Source organism: Bradyrhizobium sp. 25ACV (assembly GCF_054863005.1).
The window spans coordinates 220138-241691 of the sequence record NZ_JAVAYO010000011.1 but is presented as its reverse complement, the minus strand read 5'-3'; the positions used below and the strand labels follow the sequence as shown (position 1 = coordinate 241691).

Sequence of the window (21554 nt, the reverse complement as noted above, 5' to 3'; positions counted from 1 at the left end):
TGGCAGTTGTGGGTGAAAGCCAGCCTTACTTCGCCGTCAGCTTCACACCGAGCCGGCCCGCAAGCTCCTGCACGAACTGCCAGGCGACGCGGCCCGAGCGGGAGCCGCGGGTGGTCGACCATTCCAGCGCCTCGCGCTCCAGCGCCTCATCGTCGACCTCAATGCCGAAATGGCTGCAATAGCCGCGCACCATCGCGAGGTATTCGTCCTGGCTGCAGCGGTGGAAGCCGAGCCACAGGCCGAAGCGATCCGACAGTGACACCTTCTCCTCGACGGCTTCGCCGGGATTGATCGCGGTCGAGCGCTCGTTCTCGATCATGTCGCGCGCCAGCAGATGGCGGCGGTTGGAGGTGGCGTAGAGGATGACATTCTCGGGCCGGCCCTCGATGCCGCCTTCGAGCACGGCCTTCAGCGATTTGTAGGACGCGTCATTGCCGTCGAAGGAGAGGTCGTCGATGAACACGATGAAGTGGAAGCTGGCGTCCCGGAGCTTCTCCATCAGCATCGGCAGCGTTTCGATGTCCTCGCGGTGGATCTCGATCAGCTTCACCCTGTCTGCCGGCTTGCGCTCCGCATTGATGCTGGCGTGCGCTGCCTTGACCAGCGACGATTTGCCCATGCCGCGCGCGCCCCAGAGCAGCGCGTTGTTGGCGGGCAGGCCATTGGCGAAGCGCTCGGTGTTCTCCATCAGGATGTCGCGCATCCGATCGACGCCCTTGAGCAGGAACAGCTCGACGCGGCTGACCCGCGGCACTGCGGCGAGGCGGCCGTCGGGGTGCCAGACATAGGCATCGGCCTGCTTGAACGATTCGCGTTCGAGCGCCGGCTTGCCCTGGGCGGACAGGTGCACCGCAATGGTCTCCAGCGCGCGGACGATGCGCTCCTGGGAGAGGTCTGGGGCTGCCTTGACGGCCCCCTTGGTCGTCCCCTTGGGGCGTTTTGCCGCGACGGGGGCGGGCTTGCGGGCAGGGGTGCGGGGGCCTTTGCCGGCCGGGCTTTTGCTAAGGTTTTTGGGCATGTCCGAAGTTCCTGAGAACGCAGCCTTATCGGGCCTGACGGCGCGCCGCAAGGTGGGTCAAAAGGGCAGTCTGGCAGCGTTGCAATTGGGGCAATGGCCGCTATAGTCCGCGCGAATTTGACCGAACCGGTCGCCTTTGAGGGCCTGACCGGCTTTCCCCCGTTCTCACGAGGATCGTCCGAATGCTGATTACCCCTGCGTATGCCCAGGCCGCGGGCGCCGGTGACACCAACAGCATGTTGATGTCGCTGCTGCCGTTCGCCCTGATCTTCGTGATCATGTACTTCCTGATTCTGCGTCCGCAGCAGAAGAAGGTCCGTGACCACGCCGACCTCGTGAAGAATATCCGCCGCGGCGACACCGTCGTGACCTCGGGCGGCCTCGTCGGCAAGGTCACCAAGGTCGTCGACGACGACCAGATCGAGTTCGAGATTTCCGACGGCGTGCGCGTGCGGCAGATGCGCCAGATGATCTCGGGCGTGCGCGCCAAGGGCGAGCCGGCGAAGGAATCCAAGGAAAGCAAGGAAGCCGCCAAGGACGACGCCGCCTCGAAGTGAGCGCGTCCGCGAGCATCTCAAGTCTCCTGATCTGACAGGTCCAGTCGATGTTGTATTTCACGCGGTGGAAGGCGCTCGGGATCATCCTGACGGCGCTGATCGTGTGCCTCTGCGCGGTCCCGAACTTCTTCCCCGAGGCGCAGGTCAAGACCTGGCCGGCCTGGGCGCAGCGCCGCCTCGTGCTCGGCCTCGACCTCCAGGGCGGCTCCTACCTGCTGCTCGAGGTCGATTCCAACTACGTGAAGAAGGAACGGCTCGACCAGGTCCGCGATGACGTTCGCCGCACGCTGCGCGATGCCAAGATCGGCTTCACCGGCGGCGTGACCGTGCGCAACGACGCGGTCGAGGTTCGCATTACCAAGGAATCCGACGCTCAGGCTGCGCTCGCCAAGCTGCGCGAACTGTCTCAGCCGCTGGGCGGCCTGATGGGATCCAGCGGTCAGCGCGACCTCGAGGTGACCGATGCTAGCGGCGGGGTGATCCGCCTGAGCGTCCCGCAGGCCGCGATGCTCGATCGCCTGCGCAAGACCATCGAGCAGTCGATCCAGATCGTCGAACGCCGCGTCAACGAGCTCGGCACCGTCGAGCCCGTGATCCAGCGCCAGGGCAATGACCGTATCCTGGTGCAGGTCCCCGGCCTTCAGGACCCGACCCGCCTGAAGGAGCTGCTGGGCAAGACCGCGAAGATGGAATTCCGCATGGTCGACACCTCCGTGCCGCCGGATCAGGCGCAAGCGGGCAGGTTGCCGCCGGAATCCGAACTCCTAATGAGCGCATCGCCGCCGCCCACGCCCTATGTGGTCAAGAAGCAGGTGCTGGTCGCCGGTGGCGATCTGACCGACGCCCAGGCGAGCTTCGACCAGCGCACGGGCGAGCCGGTCGTCAGCTTCAAGTTCAACACCTCGGGTGCGCGCAAGTTCTCGCAGGCCACGCAGGAGAACGTGGGGCTGCCGTTCGCGATCGTTCTGGATAACAAGGTGATCTCGGCGCCCGTCATCCGCGAGCCCATCACCGGCGGCCAGGGCCAGATCTCCGGCAGCTTTACCGTGCAATCGGCCAACGATCTGGCGATCCTGCTGCGCGCCGGCGCGCTGCCGGCGCCGCTGACGGTGGTCGAGGAGCGCACCGTCGGTCCGGGCCTCGGCCAGGACTCGATCGAGAAGGGTGAGCTCGCGGCTTATGTCGGCTCGATCCTCGTCATCATCTTCATGCTGCTGACCTACCGGCTGTTCGGGGTGTTCGCGAACATCGCGGTGGCCATCAACGTCGCCATGATCTTCGGCCTGTTGTCGCTGCTCAACGCGACGCTGACGCTGCCCGGCATTGCCGGCATCGTGCTCACCGTCGGCATCGCCGTGGACTCCAACGTGCTGATCTACGAGCGCATCCGTGAGGAACTGCGCGGCGGCCGCAACGCGATCTCGGCGATCGATGCCGGCTTCAAGCGGGCGCTCGCGACCATCCTCGATTCCAACATCACAACCTTCATTGCCGCCGCGGTGCTGTTCTACATCGGCACCGGCCCGGTGCGCGGCTTCGCCGTGACGCTCGGCATCGGCATCATCACCACGGTGTTCACCGCCTTCACGCTGACGCGGCTGATCGTCGCCTGGTGGGTGCGGTGGAAGCGGCCGCAGAGCGTGCCGATCTAGGAGCCTGATCGTGACTCACACCGTTCTCATCGGGCTCGGCGTCCTCATTGCCGTCCTCACCGTGGTTGCCGCGCTCGGCCTGCTGCCGTCGCTGCGTATCGTCCCTGACGATACGCATTTCGATTTCACGCGCTTCCGCCGCATCAGCTTCCCGATCTCGGCGGCGCTGTCGATCGTCGCGATCACGCTGTTCTTCACCCATGGCCTGAATTTCGGCATCGACTTCCGCGGCGGCACGCTGCTGGAGGTCAGGGCCAAGTCCGGCGCCGCCGACATTGCCGCGATGCGCACGACGCTGGATGGATTGCGTCTGGGCGAAGTGCAGTTGCAGCAGTTCGGCGATGCCGCGAACGTCCTGATCCGCGTCGCGGAGCAGCCGGGCGGCGATGCCGCGCAGCAGGAGGCGGTGCAGAAGGTTCGTTCCGCGCTCGGCGATTCCGTCGAGTATCGCCGCGTCGAAGTGGTCGGTCCGCGCGTCTCCGGTGAGCTGCTGGCGTTCGGCATGCTCGGCCTGATGCTCGCGATCGTCTCGATCCTGATCTATCTCTGGTTCCGGTTCGAATGGCAGTTCGCGCTTGGCGCCATGATCGCCAACGTGCACGACATCGTGCTGACGATCGGCTTCATGTCGATCAGCCAGGTCGATTTCGACCTGACCAGTATCGCCGCGCTGCTGACCATTCTGGGCTATTCGCTCAACGACACCGTCGTCATCTACGACCGCATCCGTGAAATGCTGCGTCGCTACAAGAAGATGCCGATGCCGCAGCTGCTAAACGAGTCCATCAACTCGACGCTGTCGCGCTCGATCATCACCCACTTCACGGTGACGCTGGCGCTGCTGGCGCTGCTCCTGTTCGGCGGTCACGCGATCCACAGCTTCACCGCGGTGATGATGTTCGGCGTGGTGCTGGTCGGCACCTATACCTCGATCTTCATCGCGGCGCCGATCCTGATCTATCTCGGCGTTGGCGAGCATCGCGAGGATGCGCCCGATACCGCTACGCCGGCGAAGAAAAGCAAGGCATGATCCGAACCGCATGCCCTCGCAGGCGTTTGCGAGGGCAATAGGCTCATTCGGACGAATCTCATGGCCGGCGATCCCAACGCACCGCATTTCCCGCGCTCGGCGCCGATCGAGGCCTATGGCAAGGGCGGCTTCGCCTTTGCCGGCATGTCGCATCGGGGCTCGCTGCTGTGCTTGCCCGACGCGATCTGGGCCTGGGACGTGACGGATCCCCAGAAGATCGACCGCTATTCGCTGGACCGGGTCTTCACAGCCGCCAACAGCATCGACACGCTCCTGATCGGCACCGGAACCGGGGTCTGGCTGCCGCCGCCGGCGCTGCGGCAGGCGCTCAAGGCGGTGAGGGTGGTGCTGGACACGATGCAGACCGGTCCCGCCGTGCGCACCTACAACATCATGATCGGCGAACGGCGGCGGGTTGCCGCTGCGCTGATCGCGGTGCCATGAACAGCACATGAGCAGCGCCGCGCCGCCGCCCGATTCCGTCACTTTCTGCGCCGATCTCGTGCGCAGCCATGACTTTCCGCGCTACGCCGCAACGCTGTTCGCGCCTGCCGCCGAGCGCCGCGCGCTGCTGGCGCTTTATGCCTTCAATGTCGAGATCGTCCGCGTCCGCGACCAGGTGAGCCAGCCCTTGCCCGGCGAGATCCGCTTTCAATGGTGGACCGATCTGTTTTCCGGCCTGGTCCACGGCAGTGCCGAGGGCAATCCGGTCGCGGCGGAGCTGCTGCGCGCAATCCGCGATTTCGACCTGCCGGTCGAGCCGCTGTCGCTGCTCGTCGACGAGCACCAGTTCGACCTCTACAACGATCCGATGCCGACCATGGCTGCGCTGGAGGGCTATCTGGCCGCGACCTCATCGGCGCTGTTCGCTCTGGCGGCGCAGATTCTGGCGCCGCCCTCGGACGCCACCGAGCATCTCGCCCGTCATGCCGGGCTGGCGCAGGGCATCGTCCAGGTCATGGCAAACCTGCCGCGCGATGCCGCGCACCGGCAATTGTTCCTGCCGCAGCAGTTGCTGGCGAGCCACGATTGCAACATGGAGGACGTGTTCGCCGGCAAGGAGACGCCGAGTTTGCGCGCCGTGCTGGAGCAGCTCGCGGGCGATGCGAGGCAGCATCTGGCTACGGCGCTGTCGTTGCTGGCGGAGGTGCCGGCAGCGGCTCGGGCAGCATTTCTGCCGCTCGGGCAGGTGCGGGCCGATCTCAAGCTGCTGTCACAACCCGGGCGCAATCCGTTCAAGCCGCAGCAATCGTCCCGGCTGCGCACGCTGTGGACGCTGTGGCGGGCTTCGCGGTCGCGCGAGTTTACCAAATAGCGGCTGGCTTATCGCCTGGACCGGCCAAATGCCCTATGCTGTCCTATGGCTGACTTGTCCCCAATCTCGCCCTTTGATCTCAGCGGTCTGCCGGTCGCCCCAAGTGACATTGCTGCCGCCGCCGAGACCATCAGGGGCGCCGTCGTCGAGACGCCCTGCAGCTACAGCCGCACGCTGAGCAGCATCTGCGGCTGCGAGATCTGGCTCAAATTCGAGAACCTCCAGTTCACCTCCTCGTTCAAGGAGCGGGGCGCGCTCAACCGCCTCACGGCGCTGACGCCGGAGGAGCGCGCGCGGGGCGTGATCGCGATGTCGGCCGGAAACCATGCGCAGGGCGTCGCCTATCACGCCAAGCGGCTCGGCATTCCCGCCACCATCGTCATGCCGGTCGGCACGCCCATGGTGAAGGTCGAGAACACCAGGCATCACGGCGCGGCGGTGGTCGTCACGGGCGCGACGCTGGAGGAGGCGGCCGCGTTCGCGCGCAGCCACGGCGAAGCCAAAGGCATGATCTTCGTCCACCCCTACGACGATCCGCTGGTGATCGCAGGGCAGGGCACGGTCGGGCTGGAGATGATGAGGGCCGTGCCGGAGCTCGACACGCTGGTCGTGCCGATCGGCGGCGGCGGCCTGATCAGCGGCATCGGCATCGCGGCGAAATCGATCAAGCCGTCACTACGAATCCTGGGCGTCGAGGCCTGGCTCTATCCCTCGATGTACAACGCCATCCATGACGGCAATCTGCCGGCGCGGGGCGACACGCTGGCCGAAGGCATCGCGGTGAAATCGCCCGGCAAGATCACCACCGAAATCGTTCGCCGCCTCGTCGACGACATCGCGCTCGTGAACGAGGCCGAGCTCGAGCGCGCGGTCGCAACCCTGATCTCGATCGAGAAGACCGTCGTCGAGGGCGCCGGTGCCGCGGGGCTTGCCGCGCTGATGTCCGATCCGTCACGGTTTGCCGGCCAGAAGGTCGGTCTGGTCCTGAGCGGCGGCAATATCGACACGCGGCTGATCGCATCCGTCCTCACCCGCGAGCTCGCGCGCGAGGGGCGGCTGACCCAGCTCTCGCTCGACATTCCTGACAGACCGGGGCAATTGGCCGCCGTTGCGGCCCTGTTGGCCGAGGCCGGCGCCAATATCATCGAGGTCTCGCACCAGCGGACCTTCTCCGACCTGCCCGCCAAGGCCACGCTGCTGCAGCTGGTCATCGAGACCCGCGATAGCGCTCATCTCGACGAGGTGATGGCAAAGCTCAGTGCATCCGGACTAAGCGCGCGCTGCACCTGAGGAGCACGTTGAGACGCCAGGCCGCGCTGGGCGCTACTCCGGAAGGCCTGCGATGCGCAGGGCATCGCCGAGCGAGGAAGCGAGCGTTGGCGCGCAGTTGACGCCCTGAAATTGACGGCCATAACGGAACGTCGGGTGCAGCTCCAGCACCCGCGCGGCTGCCGCCTTCGCCTCCTGCAATCGTCCAAGCTTTGCCAGCGCCGCGGCCAATTGCACATGGGTGATGCTGTGGCGAGGATTGGCCTGAACCGAGCGGTAAGCGGCGCGACACGCTTCCTCATATCGGCCGCGATGGAAGTGCCCAAGAGCCTGGGCGTCGAACGCGGCGAAAGCCCAGGGATCGAACGGGCTGAGCCGCAGGCCTCGTTCGCTCCATTCAATAGCGCGATCGGCATCTCCACCCCAGCCGAGCACGACGCTGCCGAGGATGTAGGTCAGCGCCGATGATGGGCTGATGGCGAGCGCGGCCTCGAACGCGATGAACGCTGCTGAGCGATCGTGCCCGTCCATGCCGATCGAAAAGCCTGCGAGCGTGAGAGCAAGCGCATCATCCTGGCCGTGAGCGATGGCCGAGCGCGCGTGGCGGATCGAGGCCCCGCGATTGGCCTCCTGCAAACCGGCTCGAAGAAACAGGCAGTGATGGCACATCGCCGCATTGCCGTGCGCGAGCGCATACGCAGGCTCGAGCGCGATCGCACGTTCGAGCAGCGCGAGGGCCTGGGTGACCTGGGCCGGCATGCCGGAATCGACGTCCAGCTGGGCGCGCAGGACGAGATCATAGGCATCCAGGCTGTCCGGCCGCTTGCGCCTGACCCTGTTGATTTCGGCGCGCCGCAGGCTGGGCGCGATCGCACCGACGGTCGACGATGCGATGTCGTCCTGGAGGGCGAAGACGTCTTCGGACCGGCGGTCAAATCGCTCGGCCCAGACGTGCATGCCAGTCGACGCATCGATCAACTGGCCGGTGATGCGGACCAGCGTGCCGGTCTTGCGGACACTGCCTTCCAGCACGTAGCGCACGCCAAGTTCGCGGCCGACCTGCTTTACGTCCACCGCGCGGCCCTTGTAGGCGAATGTGGAATTCCGCGCGATCACGAACAGCCAGTTGATGCGCGAGAGACCGGTGATGATGTCGTCAACCATCCCGTCAGCAAAATAGTCCTGCTCCTCGTCGCCGCTCAGGTTCGTGAAAGGCAACACTGCGATCGACGGCCTGTCGGGCAAGGACAGCAACGGCGCTTGCGATGTTGCTCGTGCGGGATCCGGATCGGACGTCGTCACGATGGGGCCGACATAGCGATAGCCGCGGCGCGGCAGCGTTTCGATCCAATGCGCCTCGCCGGAGATGTCCGCCAGCGTGCGCCGCACCGCCGCGATCTGGACGGTCAGGTTGCTGTCCTCGACGGCCTGGGCGGGCCAGGCCGCCTCAATCAAGGCATTCTTTGAAACCGGCACACCAGCCTGCCGGACGAGGAGCGCCAGGAGCAGCACAGCGCGCTGGCCGAGAGCGGTCGGCTCAGCACCGTGGAACAGGATCCCCGCATCGCCATCGAGCCGAAAGGGACCAAATTCAAGGATCGTGGCCATCGCCGAAGAAGGCCACATTTCGCAGGTTTTTTGCAACGTTTTCCGAACGGCTTCGCGACTTTCCGGCTGGACGGGACCACCATCGCGCGAGCCGTGAGGAACGCTGCAACAGCGATGGAGGTGTACATGACCGCGAAACACGTCATCCGCAGGCCCGGCGAGACCGAGGGGGTCACGCTGCGCGGCCAACCAATGGCCTTCCTGGTGACGGGCGAGGACACTGGGCATACGAGCATGTTCGACTGGACAATTCCGGCAGGATTCGCCACCGGCCGGCACGTTCATCGTGTTCAGGAAGAGACCTTCTACGTGCTCGAAGGCGAGTGTGAATGGTTTGTCGGCGATGAGATTGTCCGGGCAACCCCAGGGACCTTCCTCTTCATTCCTCCCGGTGTTCCCCACAACATCACCAACGCGAGCGAGAAGCCCGCGCGCGTCCTCATGACCGTATCCCCGCCGGGACACGAGCGTTACTTCGAGGAGCTGGCCGAGCTGACGGCAAGTGGTCCCCCGGATGCGAAAGCCATCAGCGAGCTACGCGCCCGCTTCGATACCGACCAACTCTCGGCGCTGACGACAAGAGCTTGAAGCCTGACGGCGCGACTGTGGACCGACTTCAAGCCCGGCCGCGCCGGCCTTTTTGCTACCGTGCCGCCAGATGAGCCAGATGAGCGATCAGCCGATCGATCTCGGACTCCGTGTTGTAATAATGCGGCGATGCCCGCACGACATGCGGCAAGGAGCGAAGTTCGGCATCGATACGCGTGCTCGACGGATCTGAAGCGCCGATGGTGATGCCGGCTGCAGCGGCACTGGCGACAACGGCGTCCGCTTCATGCCCGTCCAGCGTGAAGCTGACGATGGCGCCCGGCGCGCGTCCGAGGTCGCGAATGGTGATGCCGGGAAGGGCGGCGAGGCCGCTGCGAAGACGGCCGGCAAGCATGCGGCAGCATTGTTCGATCGGAGCGATGCCGATCTCTAAGGCGTAATCGACGGCGGCGCCAAGGCCCAGCCGGGCCGCGTAATTGTTCTCCCAGGTCTCGAAGCGGCGTGCATCGTCGCGAAGCCGATATTCATCGCGCGAGACCCAGGGCGCCGCGAAGTGATCGATCATCGGCGGCTCGAGTCGTTGCAGCAGCGCTTGGCGGACGTAAAGGAAGCCGGTGCCGCGCGGGCCGCGCAGGAACTTTCGCCCCGTGGCCGACAGCATGTCGCAGCCGATGGCCTCGACGTCGACCGTCATCTGGCCGACCGCCTGGCAGGCGTCGAGCAGATAGGGAATGCCGTGCGCTCGCGCGATTTTGCCGACAGCTGCCGCCGGATTGACCAGCCCGCCATTGGTCGGGACCCAGGTGATCGCGATGAGCTTTACGCGCTCATCGATCATGCGCTCGAGCGCGTCGACATCGAGCTCGCCGCTGGCATCGCTCGGCACGACGTCGATGATCGCGCCGGTCCTCTTGGCGACCTGTAAGAACGCGACATAATTGGCCGCGTATTCCGCCTCGGCAGTTAGGATGCGGTCGCCCTTGCGAAACGGAAGCGCGTAGAACGCCATCTGCCAGGCGACCGTCGCGTTCTCCACGAGCGCGATCTCGTCGGGTGCGGCGTTGAGCAGACGCGCTACCGAGCCGTAGACCGCTTCGAGCCGGTCGGCCTCGCGATCGGCGGCCGCATAGCCTCCGATCTCGCTTTCCAGATCGATATGCTGCTTCATCGCCGTGACAACGGAAGTCGGCATGAGCGCCGCCCCTGCATTGTGGAGATATGTGAGCCGGCTGGCGGCCGGCGTGTCAGACCGTATTTGGTCGATGTCGATCACCAACGCCTCCACTTTCCGCGATCCGTGATGATGAATTAGATGCGCCGAAGGGGCCGAGCAAGACGTCAGGCCAGGGACGTCGGCTGGATTTCAGATGCAGAGGCCGAGCAGCTTGACGTGACAATTGCTGGATTTCGGCTTGCTCGCAGGCGCAGCCTCGCGTTTCACGGCAACGAGGGGCTCCTTGTCCTTGTTCTTCTTGCCCTTGCCCTTCGGCTCGTAATCGCCGGCGATCACCATGGCCCAATAGGTGCGCTTGCCGCTGGCGTTCCTGGCGCTGGCGATGCCGACGCGGGAGGCGTTGTGCAGCAACAGGTTCTTGCGGTGCCCGGACGAGTCGATCCACTGTCCCAGGGTCTTCTCAAAATTGTCGTAGCCGTAGGCGATGTTCTCGGCGGCGCGGCCCGCGCCGGCGGGCGCGACGCGGCGATTGAAGGGGCCGAGCGCGTCGTGACTGAGGTCGTCCTTCGCCGCCATCGCGCGGGCCTGGTCCATGGCGATGCGGTCGAGGGTGGAATCGCGGAGGACGCGAACTTCACCGTGCTTGAGGCGGAAGCTGGAGATCAGCTCGGCCGGGGTCTCGGCCATTGCGGGCGCGGCCGCCAACAGCAGAAGGCCGGCAATCAGGCCGCCAACCACGCGATGCATCATCGTCCCCCGAGTGCCCATGACCCCGCCGAGCCTGCCTTGTCCGACCGCTTCTCTATCGCCAATGTGGACGCTTCAAGGCGAGGCCGCCCGTCAGCTCGCTGGCAGGTCCGCCTCGAAATTGAAGCGGTCGCGCAGATTCTTCCGCTGTTCCAGGATGTCCTTGAAGAAGGCGCGGTCCTGGTCGTTCTTCATCATGGGCTCGATCAGGTCGAGCTGGTTCATGGCAACCAGTTGCAGGATCTCTGTGCGCGGCTTGCCGCTGGCATCGCGCGGCAGCGCGTGCACCACCTGGATGTGCTCCGGCGGTTTCGGCCCCTTGGCGGCAGAAAGCTCGTTCCGCAACTGGCCTTCGAGCGTGGCCTGGTCGGCTTCGACGAAGGCATAGAGCCCGACGCCGGAGCGGCGGTCGGCAAAAGCCACGATGGCGGTGTCGCGCACGGCCGGATTTTTGCGGATCAGCTCGGTCAGCACCGGCGCGTCGTTCACGAGCCTGCGGCCGCCGCCCTCGCGGTCGGTGAAATTGAACAGGCCGCGCGTGATCGCGCGGTAGACCTTCTTGCCGGTGACAAGCCACAGGCTGGCGGCGAATGACTTCTTCGCAAGGATTTTCCGCTCGCGCGGCGTCAGCGCCTCAGGTGCGTAGGAGCGCTTGTGCTTGAGCAGATGCCGGAGATCTTCATAGGCAAGGATGCGATAGAGCCGGCCGCGCCGTGCAAAGCAGGCGGCGAGCTGGAAGTCGGTGACATAGGCGAGGCCGTCGCGGCCGACCAGCCAGTTCTGTTCCTTGGCAAGATCGTTGTGGCAGATACCGGCGCGGCGCAGCCGGCGCAGGGCCGCCTTGGCCGAACGGAAATAGGCGAGGTCGCCATGCGGCTTTGCCAGATGCAAAGCGACGCCGTCGACGAAGCCGCGCACCAGCGCACGGCGTCCGGCCCACAGCAGCTCCGGACCAACGTTGAGGCCTTTGGCGAGCGCCAGAGCGTGCTTCTCGCGGGCGAACAAATGGCGCGCCAGGAGAAACGACCACCACGGCACCTCGTCGAGCCGGCGCAGCACGCCATCGACCTCGCCGCTCTCGCCGCGGAAGCGCCCGCGCTCGACGGTCGAGAACACGTCCCGCTTGAGCAGCACGCCCTCGGTCCAGCGCGCCGAGAGCGTCGCGGCGTCGTCTTTGGGGAGGCTCATTGCAAACTCACGCGGCTGCGGCAATGCGCAAATGATCGGCGATCCAGCGATCGAGATCGGCGAGTGCCAGTGCGCTCATCGCCTGCTTCTTGGCCACCGTCTTTTCGTTGCCGCGCAGGCGCGTGCCGTCGGGCTTCTTTGTCGGCGCGGTCGCAAGCGGTGGGAATAGACCGAAATTGATGTTCATCGGCTGGAATGACCGTGTGCCGGGCTCGATGGTCTCGATATGGCCGCCGGTGATGTGGCCGAGCAGCGATCCGAGCGCGGTCGTGCCCGGGGGGCTGACAAGCGTCTCGCCGCGCGCGTCCGCCGCTGCATAGAGACCGGCGATCAGGCCGACGCTGGCCGATTCCACATAGCCCTCGCAGCCCGTCATCTGGCCGGCGAAGCGCAGCCTCGGCTGTGCGCGCAGGCGCAGCTGACTGTCGAGAAGCTTTGGCGAGTTCAGGAATGTGTTGCGATGCAGGCCGCCGAGGCGGGCGAATTCGGCCTTCTCCAGCCCGGGAATGGAGCGGAAGATGCGCTGCTGCTCGCCGTATTTCAGTTTCGTCTGGAAGCCGACGATGTTGTAGAGCGTGCCAAGCTTGTTGTCCTGGCGCAGCTGCACGATGGCGTAGGCTTTCGTCGTGGGATCGTGCGGATTGGTGAGGCCGACCGGCTTCATCGGACCGTGGCGCAAGGTCTCGGGGCCGCGCTCCGCCATCACTTCGATCGGCAGGCAGCCGTCGAAATAGGGCGTGTTGGTCTCCCACTCCTTGAACTCGGTCTTTTCGCCGGCGATGAGCGCAGCGACGAAGCCGTCATACTGCTCCTTGGTCATCGGGCAGTTGATGTAGTCCGCGCCGGTGCCGCCGGGGCCGATCTTGTCGTAGCGTGACTGAAACCAGGCCACCGACATGTCGATGGATTCGCGGTGCACGATCGGCGCGATCGCGTCGAAGAAGGCGAGGGCGTTCTCGTCGGTCAGCTCGCGGATGGCATCGGCCAGCGGAGCGGAGGTGAGGGGGCCGGTTGCAACGATGACGTTGCTCCAATCGGCCGGCGGCAGGCCAGCAACCTCGCCGCGGGCGATCTGGATCAGGGGATGGTCGTTCAGCGCCTTGGTCACGGCCGCGGAGAAGCCGTCGCGGTCGACCGCGAGCGCGCCGCCGGCGGGCACCTGGTTCGCGTCGGCTGCACGCATGACCAGCGAATCGAGCCGGCGCATTTCGGCATGCAGCAGGCCGACGGCATTGTTGGCGGCGTCGTCCGAGCGGAACGAATTGGAGCAGACGAGCTCGGCGAGCCCGTCGGTGCGGTGCGCTTCGGTCATGCGGATCGGCCGCATCTCGTGCAGCACCACGGGCACGCCGGCCTTGGCCACCTGCCAGGCGGCTTCGGAGCCGGCAAGGCCGGCGCCGATCACGTGCACGATGTTGGATTGAGGTCCTGTCATGGGGCGGACAGGTAGCGCTTTTCGGCGGGGAGTGGAATCGCCGAGATGGAGTTTTCTGCCGCTAGATACGACAACGCCCGCACGAGGCGGGCGCTATCGGTCCGTTCCGGTGGAAGGGCTGAAACGATATCAGCCCTGATACTGACCGGCGGCAACGCGCGGGATGTCCGAGCGATCAAGGCCGATATCGGCCAGTTCGCGATCGCTGAGCTGGGACAGCTCGGCAACATTGCGCTGATAGTCCCGGAAGGCCTGGATCATGCGGATGAGCGAGAGCAGCATTGGTAGTCTCCTGTAGTTCGATTCAGCCCTTGCCCGGGCTGCATCGTTGAAATGAATATAGGTGAGAGTGGTGCAGTGCGAAAGTTCCGATGTTGCGATGCAGCTAAGCGAGTAACGCATACCGCGAGTAAGGGACGCTTAACCTCTCGCCAGTCCCGCCCAAGGCTTGGGCTCTATGGGCCGGATCTAGCAATAAACTCCCGTGAAATCACGGATTTAGAGGCTGTCGATTGACTTTGATCATAGCCGAAATAGGTTGCGTTCCTGTCACCGGCAAGTCGGACGCTCAGCTTCTACACCCAAGTCCGGCATGCGTGATTCGCATGAGAAGAAATCTCGCCGATTTGAATGTAAATTCACTTCTTGTTAGCCCCCGAAATGGCCCTAGAGGCTTGCCGGAGCAGATTTGGCGACGGGAATGCAGCGGAACGGCCCATTCGCACCCACGATAGCGCAGCGCACACACGCCGAGCGTGTGGCGATGATTACTGGGATGTAATGAAAATCAGAAATTTCGCATGCGGCTCTGCGTGGCGCGCAACATCACGCAATTCTCGCGGGGAATTTATTGCGGCAAGTTGCCGCGTCCGGGGGAAAGTCATGTCGCAGAATCCGGCAATGTCGCTGGTCCTGCTTCAAGAACAAGAGAAGGAAGTAACATCATGACGAAGTTACTCGGGGTTATCGCAATTGCCGCCGTCGCGTTCGCCGTCGCGCCGGCCCAGGCCGCCAAGCACGCCGCGGGCGGTTGTAGCTCGGCCAACCTGGAGAAGACGGAGACCGCGATCGAGAACATGGCCGACGGTGACAGCAAGTTCGTGGCGCAAAAGGAGATCGCGGCTGCGCAGGATTCGCTACTCAACGGCAAAATGGGTGCGTGCGGCGCGCATCTGAACAAAGCGATGCACGCCACCATGGGCAAGTAAATGGGTAGGTAGACGCACCAGAGAGGGCCGGTCGCCGGGCGATCGGCCCTACGCGTTTGGGCGACCCACTTAAGGGGCGCGCGCCAGCTGGGTGGCGAAATAGGCGACAGTCTTGGAATAGACCTCGCTCTTGTTCCACTGCTGCAGCACCGCGAAATTCGGACTGCCCGGCTGCCAATCCTTGCCCTTCTGCCAGCCATAGCCGGCGAGATAATTGGCGGTGGAGGCGAGCACGTCGGGCGCGTTGTGCAGGAGGTCGCGCTTGCCGTTGCCGTCGAAATCGACGGCGTATTTCATCCAGGACGACGGCATGAACTGGGTCTGGCCGAGCTCGCCGGCCCAGGCGCCCTTCATCTCGGCTGGCGCGAGGTCGCCGCGCTGGACGATGCGCAGTGCGTCGAGCAGCTCGGCGCGGAACTGCTCCGCGCGCCGGCAGTCATAGGCCAGTGATGCGAGCGACCGGATCGTGGCGAACTTGCCGGTGTTGACACCGAAATCGGTCTCCAGACCCCAGATCGCGACCAGGACCTCACCGGGAACGCCATAGGTCTGCTCGATCCGCGACAGCACCGAGCCGTACTGCTTCATCCTGTTGGAGCCACGCTCCAGGCGCGGCGGCACCATGCGGCCGGAAAATTCCTCGAAGGTCTGGGCGAAGACCTTTTGCGAGCGGTCGCGGTTGAGCACGCTCTGATCCAGCGTCACCCCGGCGAGACCCGATGCAATGGCCTGTTGTGAGATGCCCTTGGCCGCAGCGTCGGTCTTGAAGTCCGCAAGCCAGGCATCGAAATTGCCCGAGCCGCAGGCAACCGCGGCGAACGCTGGCTGGGCGGACAGGATTGACGCGGAGAGGGCGAAGGCTGCGAGAGCGAGACGAGAAATCGTCGAGGTCATTCGAGATAATGAATTCCGTGAAGCGATCTGACCGGGGCGCGCAATCTCGATCGGAACCGCGGCCAAAGCAAGGCGTGCGACAGGCCGCGATCCTGCCCGAACCAGGGCAGGATCGCATGTCACGATATCGTCAGGCGTCCGTCCTGTTGCGCCAGGGGAAGAGGTTGGCCGGGAAGTCGGCAGCCGGCTTGCGCGGACGATGCGGCGGGGGCGGCACCGGACGTGCACCGGGCTCCGAGACGATCACCTTGCGGTAAAGATGCCAGGTGGCATGGCCGAGCAGGGGGATCACCACGGCGAGGCCGACGAAGGCTGGAATGGTGCCGAGCGCGAGCAGCACCGCCACGATCAGGCCCCAGGCCGCCATCGGCACCGGGTTCCTCGCGACCACGCGCAGCGAGGTGCTCATCGCCTCGAACGCGCCGGCATGGCGATCCAGCATCAAGGGGAACGATACGGCGCTGATGCAGAGCGCGGCGAGCGCGAACAGGAAACCGACGCCGCAGCCGACCACGATCAGCCACCAGCCCTGCTGCGTCGTCAGCACGCGCGTCATGAAGTCCGAGATTCCGGTGACGCCCTCATAGCCGAACGCCGCAACATAAATCGCCTGCGCGGTCGCAACCCAGGTCACGAACAGCGCGAGCAGCAACGTACCGAGGCCGAGCATCGCTCCGAACGAGGGCGAACGCAGCACCTCCATCGCATCCCACGCGCTGGCTTCCTCATAGCGTTCGCGCCGGCTGGAAAGCTCGTAGAGACCGAGCGCCGCGAAGGGGCCGATCAGCGCGAAGCCGGCGGCGAGCGGAAACAGCAGTGGCAGCACCGAATAGCCCATCACCACGCGGGCGAGCACGAGACCGAGCACCGGGTAGGTCACGCAGAGGATGATGGCGTGGCTCGGCACGGCCTTGAAATCTTCCCAGCCGCGCCTGAGCGCATCGTGCAGATCGGACAGCTGGATGGTTCGGATCACCGGTCCAGCCGCATCAGTGGGCTGGGCCATCGTTGGGACATTGCCCTGGTAGAGTGTGGCCATGGTCGCTAGCTCCCTTGCCGAGCGGCCGAATTCGGCGCCGGCAAACGGCGCGAGCGGCCGCCATTCTGAGTTTCGCGATTCCGACCAGACGCGAATTCCGGATGGCGTCGCGAGCTGAACTGCAAGCGTACGCCCATTTCCGAGTCCTGTCCCTCACGCTTGGGTGAAATTCGATGCCGCATCGCAACCTCGATGATGTCATTCGGCCGTCATTTCGCCGCAGATAAGCTGATGCTGCCTGGTGGTTCGCAGAACTTCGCGGGCGCTACGCAGTAACTTGGTCTATAAGTGCCACTCAAGGCCCTTCCAACGGATCCTTTTCGGGGAGCAGACATGAGCATTTTCGGGAAAATCATGAGCGCGATCTTCGGCGGCCAGCCGGCTTCTGCCGCGCCCGCCGGTGGCGCAGCGCCGGGCAGTGCGCCTGCAGGGGCCGCGCCGGGTGCGCCGGCTTCCGCACCGGCTTCCGCGCCGATGGCCGCGGTCGATGTGGCGGCGATCGTCGACAAGGCGGTGGCCGCGCACAAGGGCGAGAAGCTGGAATGGCGTACCTCGATCGTCGACCTCATGAAGGCGCTCGACATCGATTCCAGCCTCGCTGCGCGCAAGGATCTCGCCAAGGAGCTCGGCTATAGCGGCGACATGAATGACTCGGCCAGCATGAACGTCTGGCTGCACAAGCAGGTGATGTCCAAGCTCGCCGCCAATGGCGGCAAGCTGCCGCCTGAGATCAAGCACTGACCGCAAGCACTGACCGAATGCCGGTCGTGTCGTAGGGGCCCGCGGTCGCGCGGGCCCCTTTGCTTTCAAGCGACCAGATCCGCGTCCTCCGGATGCCTGTCGAGATAGTCGACCACGAAGCCGCAGCCGGCGATCACCTTGCGGCCGTCGCGCCGGATCAAATCGAGCGCGCCCTTGATCAGCTCGGAGGCGATGCCGCGGCCGCGCAGCGCGCGGGGCGTCTCGGTGTGGGTGATGATGACCGCCGTCGGGGTCAGCCGGTAATTGGCGAAGGCGACCTCGTTGCCGACATCGAGTTCGAAGCGGCTCCTGTCCTTGTTGTCCCGTACCGATGCCACCATGCAAGATCCTTCCGACGTGCGTCTGACGCGTTGATCTAGGAGCCCGTCCCCGTCCTTGGCAAGGCGCGGCCACGGGAGCTTGCCGCGCGGCAGATATCTGCAAACGCGCGTGCCTGTAGCTGCAGCGCAGTATGAGAAACCATCCTTGGTGAACACCACGCCGGCTCCAATAATTACCGGCGACACTCTTGCAAGTTCCACGGCGGCTCCCACGTCCTCTCAAGGACATACGCCCGAATGCGGCCGGCAGGGTCGCTAGACATTCGGAGTGTCATGATTGCCAGCCGCAGACGTATGCCTCTTTGCAGGAGGTTACGATGTCGGACTTTGGTTTCTTGAATACTCATCGAACATGGGAAGACTGGTGCGGGATGCTGCTCGGCGCGCTCATCGTGGCTTCGCCGTGGTTTCCCATCCAGGATCCCGCGATTGCCGGGCACCCGACGGCGATCCTGAATACGGTCGCAATCGGCTTGGTCGTATTTGGCATCAGCCAGCTCGAATATGTCGCCTTGCAGCGCTGGCAAGAGGTGACGACGATCCTCGTCGGACTGTGGCTCATCGCCTCGCCTTACGCCCTCGGCTATTCCGCTGACGGCTTTCTCCGCATCTACCACACGAGCCTCGGCGCGGCGGTGGTGCTGCTGGGCATCCTTCAGCTGTGGCAGGACTGGGATCTGAATGATCAGGACATGCTCAAGCACGGACGGTAGGCCGTAGAGGTCGGCAGGCCCGCTGGCTACGGGCGGCGGGCCTGTGCTCTCACCTCGCCACGAGGTCGGAATAGTCCGGATGCTTTTCGATCCATGCCTTCACGAACGGGCATTGCGGGATCAGCTTCAATCCGGCGGCGCGGACCTGGTCGAGAGCGCCTTGCACCAGCTTCGAGCCGACGCCCTTGCCGCCGAGCTCCTTCGGCACGTCCGTATGCTCGAACGTGATGATGTTGCCATCGAGCTTGTAATGCTCGGTCGCAACATGGCCCTCGACCTCAAGCTCGAAGCAGTGATGGTCCTTGTTGTCGATGACATCGCTCATGTCGTCGCACCTCCAATTGCGATCCTCGCGCGAAGCGGTAACGCGCGGTCAGGTCGCATGGTTCAGTAGCTGAGGTCGTTCGGTTCAATCGGCCGCTTTGGCGAGCCTGGAATCTTCGGGCTGCTGCGGCGGGCGCAGGCACCCCTGGCAGATGACCAGGGAGCGGTTGACCCTGGCATCCTGCTCGGCCTCGCTGCCGTCCTGCGCTTGCAACCACTCCTTCGAATGGGGCTGAAGTCCGGCTTGCGAGCCATTCCGCTCGGATCGGGCCGCGGTCCGTGCTGGCTGCGCGGCTGCCCGCGGCCGATTGGGGTCCGCGCCCGCGCCATCCCAGGCATAACGTGCAGGATTGAACGCGGGATCGGAGGCCAGATGCGCCTGTGGCGCCACGGCACATCCGGCGAGCGCCAGCGACAACAGGAGGAAGGCGGGCGCTTTGACCATGATGCGGCACTCTGTACGCGAAAACTGAGCGAGGGTGCGCCGATCATGTTTAAAATTCCCTGAACGATTGCGGCCGCGCCGGCGACAAACGCGCATGCGCTATTTGATGTTTCTGCTCGCTCTGTTCGCCTCCGCCGCGCGCGCCGAGGACGCAAAGCCGTTCAATCCCTCCGACTATCCGCCCGGCGTGCAGAAGGCGCTGCGCTACGCCAACGAGGAGTGCACCAGCCAGGACGGTGGCGAGGTGACCTTCGCGCCCGATACGGTGCGCAAGATCGACCTGACCGGTGACGGCCGCGACGACTACATCGTCGATTTCCAGGACACCAAATGCGGCGATCGCGAGACGACCTATTGCGGAACTGGCGGCTGCGTCATCAACATCCTGGTGACGCTGCCGGACGGCAACGTTCGTCCGGTGTTTGACGGCTATGTCCTCCGCTACAAGATCATGGCCCCGCCGATGAAGCGCGGCGCTGCGCGCACCGTCCGCTTCGATCTTCATGGCAGCTTCTGCGGCGGCTTTGGCCCGCAGAGCTGCGTCAAGCAGAAGGCGATCACGGCGACGCCGTTTGCGTTCAAGCAGCCGTAGGGGAGCCGTGCATCCGGCGGCCTTGCAGGGGCGCGGGCGATGGCGATAAATGGGCTGCAATGAGCCGGCGGCCAGCGCGCCGTCCGCCCTCGAAGAGGAATCCCCATGCAGCCCCTGCGCATGTCGCGCCGCGTCATGAATCTCGCTTACATGCTGACCCAGAATGCCCGGCGGCATGGCGCACGTCCCGGTTTCGTCTGGGGGGACAAATCCTGGAGCTGGCGCGAGATCGACGCGCAGGTCTCGGCGCTGGCGGCGGCGCTCGCAGCGCGTGGCATTGCCAAGGGCGACCGAATCCTGGTCCATTCCAAGAATGGCGACGAGATGTTCTTCTCGATGTTCGCCGCCTTCCGGCTCGGCGCGGTCTGGGTGCCCACCAATTTCCGCCTGATGCCGGATGAGGTCACCTATCTCGCAGAGGCCTCCGGCGCCAAGGCGTTTCTCTGCCATGTCGATTTTCCTGAGCACGCGGCGGCGGTGAAGGGCGGTGCGCTGGAGTTCACGTGGAGCGTTGACGGCAAGGGCGCGTTCGGCGAGCGCTCGGTTGCTGATGCCATTGCATCGCAGGCCGGCGCCAATGTCGCGAATGTCGCTGTCGAACACGACGATCCCTGCTGGTTCTTCTTCACCTCGGGCACCACCGGCCGCTCCAAGGCCGCGGTGCTGACCCACGGCCAGATGGGCTTTGTGATCACCAACCATCTCGCCGATCTGACGCCCGGCGTCACCGAGGACGACGCCTCGCTGGTGGTGGCGCCGCTGTCGCATGGCGCCGGCGTGCATCAGCTTGTGCAGACCGCCCGCGGCGTCTGCACCGTCTTGTTGCCGACCGAGAAATTCGACATCAACGAGGCGTTCCGCCTGATCGAGACTCATCGGGTCGCCAATCTCTTCACGGTGCCGACGATCCTGAAGATGATGGTCGAGCACCCCGCGATCGACAAATACGATCATTCCTCGCTGCGTCACGTGATCTATGCGGGCGCGCCGATGTATCGCGAGGATCAGAAGACCGCGCTGAAGAAGCTCGGCAAGGTCATCGTGCAGTATTTTGGCCTCGGCGAGGTCACCGGCAACATCACCGTGCTGCCGGCAGCGCTGCACGATCCCGAGGACGGCCCGCACGCGAAGATCGGCACCTGCGGCTTTGAGCGCACCGGCATGCAGGTCTCGATCCAGGACGACGAGGGCCGCGAGCTCGCGGCCAACCAGAGCGGCGAGATCTGCGTGATCGGACCTGCGGTGCTCGCAGGCTATTACGACAACCCTGATGCCAATGCGAAGGCGTTCCGCAACGGCTGGTTTTGCACCGGCGACCTCGGCCACATGGACGAGGAGGGGTTCGTCTACATCACGGGCCGCGCCTCCGACATGTACATCTCCGGCGGCTCCAACATCTATCCGCGCGAGATCGAGGAGAAGATCTTGACGCATCCCGCGGTCGGCGAGGTCGCCGTGCTCGGCGTGCCCGATGCGACCTGGGGCGAGGTCGGCGTTGCCGTCTGCGTGGCGCGCGAGGGCGAGACGGCGGTGAGCGAAGCCGAAATGGCGGCGTTCCTCTCGCCGAAGGTGCCGCGCTACAAGATGCCGAAGCGGTTCTTCTTCTGGGAGGCCTTGCCGAAATCCGGCTATGGCAAAGTGCCGAAGCGCATGGTGCGTGATGAGCTCGAGGCGCGCGGGTTGCTCGATCTCGACAAGACGAAGGCGGGCTGAGC

Annotated in this window: 24 protein-coding genes; 12 read left to right on the top strand and 12 right to left on the bottom strand. The window is 64.9% G+C overall.

Annotated features, from left to right (window positions below; genetic code table 11):
- Positions 1-25: 25 nt before the first annotated feature.
- Positions 26-1018 carry an ATP-binding protein gene (locus tag RAD04_RS25320; protein WP_461625930.1) on the bottom strand — a complete coding sequence of 331 codons (993 nt, stop codon included), beginning with the start codon at positions 1016-1018 and terminating at the stop codon, positions 26-28.
- Positions 1019-1200: 182 nt separating this feature from the next.
- Between RAD04_RS25320 and yajC the strand changes: the two genes are divergently transcribed.
- The 6 genes from yajC to RAD04_RS25290 are packed head-to-tail and all read left to right on the top strand — an operon-like array spanning position 1201 to position 6862.
- A complete protein-coding gene (gene yajC, locus RAD04_RS25315; RefSeq protein ID WP_183257002.1) occupies positions 1201-1575 on the top strand; it encodes a preprotein translocase subunit YajC in 375 nt (124 codons plus the stop codon).
- 47 nt (positions 1576-1622) lie between these two features.
- Entirely contained in the window at positions 1623-3227 is a 1605-nt protein-coding gene (gene secD, locus RAD04_RS25310; RefSeq protein WP_461625929.1) for a protein translocase subunit SecD, read from the top strand.
- 10 nt (positions 3228-3237) lie between these two features.
- Complete coding sequence (secF, locus tag RAD04_RS25305; RefSeq protein WP_461618895.1) at positions 3238-4257, top strand: protein translocase subunit SecF; 1020 nt, start codon at positions 3238-3240, stop codon at positions 4255-4257.
- A gap of 60 nt (positions 4258-4317) precedes the next feature.
- The gene (locus tag RAD04_RS25300; RefSeq protein ID WP_028144478.1) at positions 4318-4701 is read left to right on the top strand and encodes an Mth938-like domain-containing protein; all 384 of its coding nucleotides are present in this window, start codon (positions 4318-4320) and stop codon (positions 4699-4701) included.
- A gap of 7 nt (positions 4702-4708) precedes the next feature.
- Positions 4709-5572 carry a phytoene/squalene synthase family protein gene (locus tag RAD04_RS25295; RefSeq protein WP_461625928.1) on the top strand — a complete coding sequence of 288 codons (864 nt, stop codon included), beginning with the start codon at positions 4709-4711 and terminating at the stop codon, positions 5570-5572.
- 45 nt (positions 5573-5617) lie between these two features.
- Complete coding sequence (locus RAD04_RS25290) at positions 5618-6862, top strand: threonine ammonia-lyase (RefSeq protein ID WP_461625927.1); 1245 nt, start codon at positions 5618-5620, stop codon at positions 6860-6862.
- Between the two features lie 33 nt (positions 6863-6895).
- Here RAD04_RS25290 and RAD04_RS25285 read toward each other — a convergent pair whose 3' ends face one another.
- Positions 6896-8449, bottom strand: coding sequence for a winged helix-turn-helix domain-containing protein (locus RAD04_RS25285; protein ID WP_461625926.1), 1554 nt, complete (start codon positions 8447-8449; stop codon positions 6896-6898).
- Between the two features lie 126 nt (positions 8450-8575).
- On the opposite strand from RAD04_RS25285, the gene RAD04_RS25280 reads away from it, so the two are divergent.
- Positions 8576-9037 (top strand): cupin domain-containing protein, encoded by a 462-nt coding sequence (locus tag RAD04_RS25280; protein ID WP_461625925.1) that lies wholly within the window; start codon positions 8576-8578, stop codon positions 9035-9037.
- Positions 9038-9092: 55 nt separating this feature from the next.
- On the opposite strand, the gene RAD04_RS25275 is transcribed toward RAD04_RS25280, so the two are convergent.
- The 5 genes from RAD04_RS25275 to RAD04_RS25255 all read right to left on the bottom strand — a co-directional run bounded on the left by RAD04_RS25275 (position 9093) and on the right by RAD04_RS25255 (position 13824).
- Positions 9093-10271 carry an aminotransferase class V-fold PLP-dependent enzyme gene (locus RAD04_RS25275; protein ID WP_461625924.1) on the bottom strand — a complete coding sequence of 393 codons (1179 nt, stop codon included), beginning with the start codon at positions 10269-10271 and terminating at the stop codon, positions 9093-9095.
- Between the two features lie 90 nt (positions 10272-10361).
- Positions 10362-10919, bottom strand: a complete 558-nt coding sequence (locus RAD04_RS25270) for a CAP domain-containing protein (RefSeq protein ID WP_461625923.1) — start codon at positions 10917-10919, stop codon at positions 10362-10364.
- A 93-nt stretch (positions 10920-11012) separates the two neighbouring features.
- On the bottom strand, positions 11013-12107 hold the full coding sequence (locus tag RAD04_RS25265; RefSeq protein WP_461625922.1) for a serine/threonine protein kinase: 1095 nt from the start codon (positions 12105-12107) through the stop codon (positions 11013-11015).
- 7 nt (positions 12108-12114) lie between these two features.
- Positions 12115-13542, bottom strand: a complete 1428-nt coding sequence (gene trmFO / locus RAD04_RS25260) for a methylenetetrahydrofolate--tRNA-(uracil(54)-C(5))-methyltransferase (FADH(2)-oxidizing) TrmFO (RefSeq protein WP_461625921.1) — start codon at positions 13540-13542, stop codon at positions 12115-12117.
- Between the two features lie 129 nt (positions 13543-13671).
- The gene (locus RAD04_RS25255; RefSeq protein ID WP_007590701.1) at positions 13672-13824 is read right to left on the bottom strand and encodes a DUF1127 domain-containing protein; all 153 of its coding nucleotides are present in this window, start codon (positions 13822-13824) and stop codon (positions 13672-13674) included.
- A gap of 518 nt (positions 13825-14342) precedes the next feature.
- On the opposite strand from RAD04_RS25255, the gene RAD04_RS25250 reads away from it, so the two are divergent.
- Positions 14343-14750, top strand: coding sequence for a hypothetical protein (locus tag RAD04_RS25250; RefSeq protein WP_461625920.1), 408 nt, complete (start codon positions 14343-14345; stop codon positions 14748-14750).
- Positions 14751-14819: 69 nt separating this feature from the next.
- Here the strand turns inward: RAD04_RS25250 and RAD04_RS25245 are convergent, their stop codons facing one another.
- Both RAD04_RS25245 and RAD04_RS25240 read right to left on the bottom strand, forming a co-directional pair.
- Positions 14820-15644 (bottom strand): lytic murein transglycosylase, encoded by an 825-nt coding sequence (locus RAD04_RS25245; protein ID WP_091963287.1) that lies wholly within the window; start codon positions 15642-15644, stop codon positions 14820-14822.
- A gap of 130 nt (positions 15645-15774) precedes the next feature.
- The gene (locus tag RAD04_RS25240) at positions 15775-16683 is read right to left on the bottom strand and encodes a DUF2189 domain-containing protein (RefSeq protein ID WP_461625919.1); all 909 of its coding nucleotides are present in this window, start codon (positions 16681-16683) and stop codon (positions 15775-15777) included.
- Positions 16684-17016: 333 nt separating this feature from the next.
- On the opposite strand from RAD04_RS25240, the gene RAD04_RS25235 reads away from it, so the two are divergent.
- On the top strand, positions 17017-17424 hold the full coding sequence (locus RAD04_RS25235; RefSeq protein ID WP_461625918.1) for a DUF3597 domain-containing protein: 408 nt from the start codon (positions 17017-17019) through the stop codon (positions 17422-17424).
- 65 nt (positions 17425-17489) lie between these two features.
- Here the strand turns inward: RAD04_RS25235 and RAD04_RS25230 are convergent, their stop codons facing one another.
- Positions 17490-17765, bottom strand: a complete 276-nt coding sequence (locus RAD04_RS25230; protein ID WP_212249637.1) for a GNAT family N-acetyltransferase — start codon at positions 17763-17765, stop codon at positions 17490-17492.
- Positions 17766-18082: 317 nt separating this feature from the next.
- Here RAD04_RS25230 and RAD04_RS25225 point away from each other — a divergent pair, with 317 nt between their 5' ends.
- The gene (locus RAD04_RS25225) at positions 18083-18478 is read left to right on the top strand and encodes an SPW repeat protein (protein WP_028144492.1); all 396 of its coding nucleotides are present in this window, start codon (positions 18083-18085) and stop codon (positions 18476-18478) included.
- A gap of 49 nt (positions 18479-18527) precedes the next feature.
- Here RAD04_RS25225 and RAD04_RS25220 read toward each other — a convergent pair whose 3' ends face one another.
- A complete protein-coding gene (locus RAD04_RS25220) occupies positions 18528-18803 on the bottom strand; it encodes a GNAT family N-acetyltransferase (RefSeq protein ID WP_461625917.1) in 276 nt (91 codons plus the stop codon).
- An 84-nt stretch (positions 18804-18887) separates the two neighbouring features.
- The gene (locus tag RAD04_RS25215) at positions 18888-19247 is read right to left on the bottom strand and encodes a hypothetical protein (RefSeq protein WP_461625916.1); all 360 of its coding nucleotides are present in this window, start codon (positions 19245-19247) and stop codon (positions 18888-18890) included.
- 94 nt (positions 19248-19341) lie between these two features.
- Here RAD04_RS25215 and RAD04_RS25210 point away from each other — a divergent pair, with 94 nt between their 5' ends.
- Positions 19342-19839: a hypothetical protein gene (locus RAD04_RS25210; protein WP_461625915.1), complete on the top strand. Its 498-nt coding sequence runs from the start codon at positions 19342-19344 to the stop codon at positions 19837-19839.
- A gap of 105 nt (positions 19840-19944) precedes the next feature.
- The gene (locus tag RAD04_RS25205) at positions 19945-21552 is read left to right on the top strand and encodes an acyl-CoA synthetase (RefSeq protein WP_461625914.1); all 1608 of its coding nucleotides are present in this window, start codon (positions 19945-19947) and stop codon (positions 21550-21552) included.
- Positions 21553-21554 lie beyond the last annotated feature (2 nt).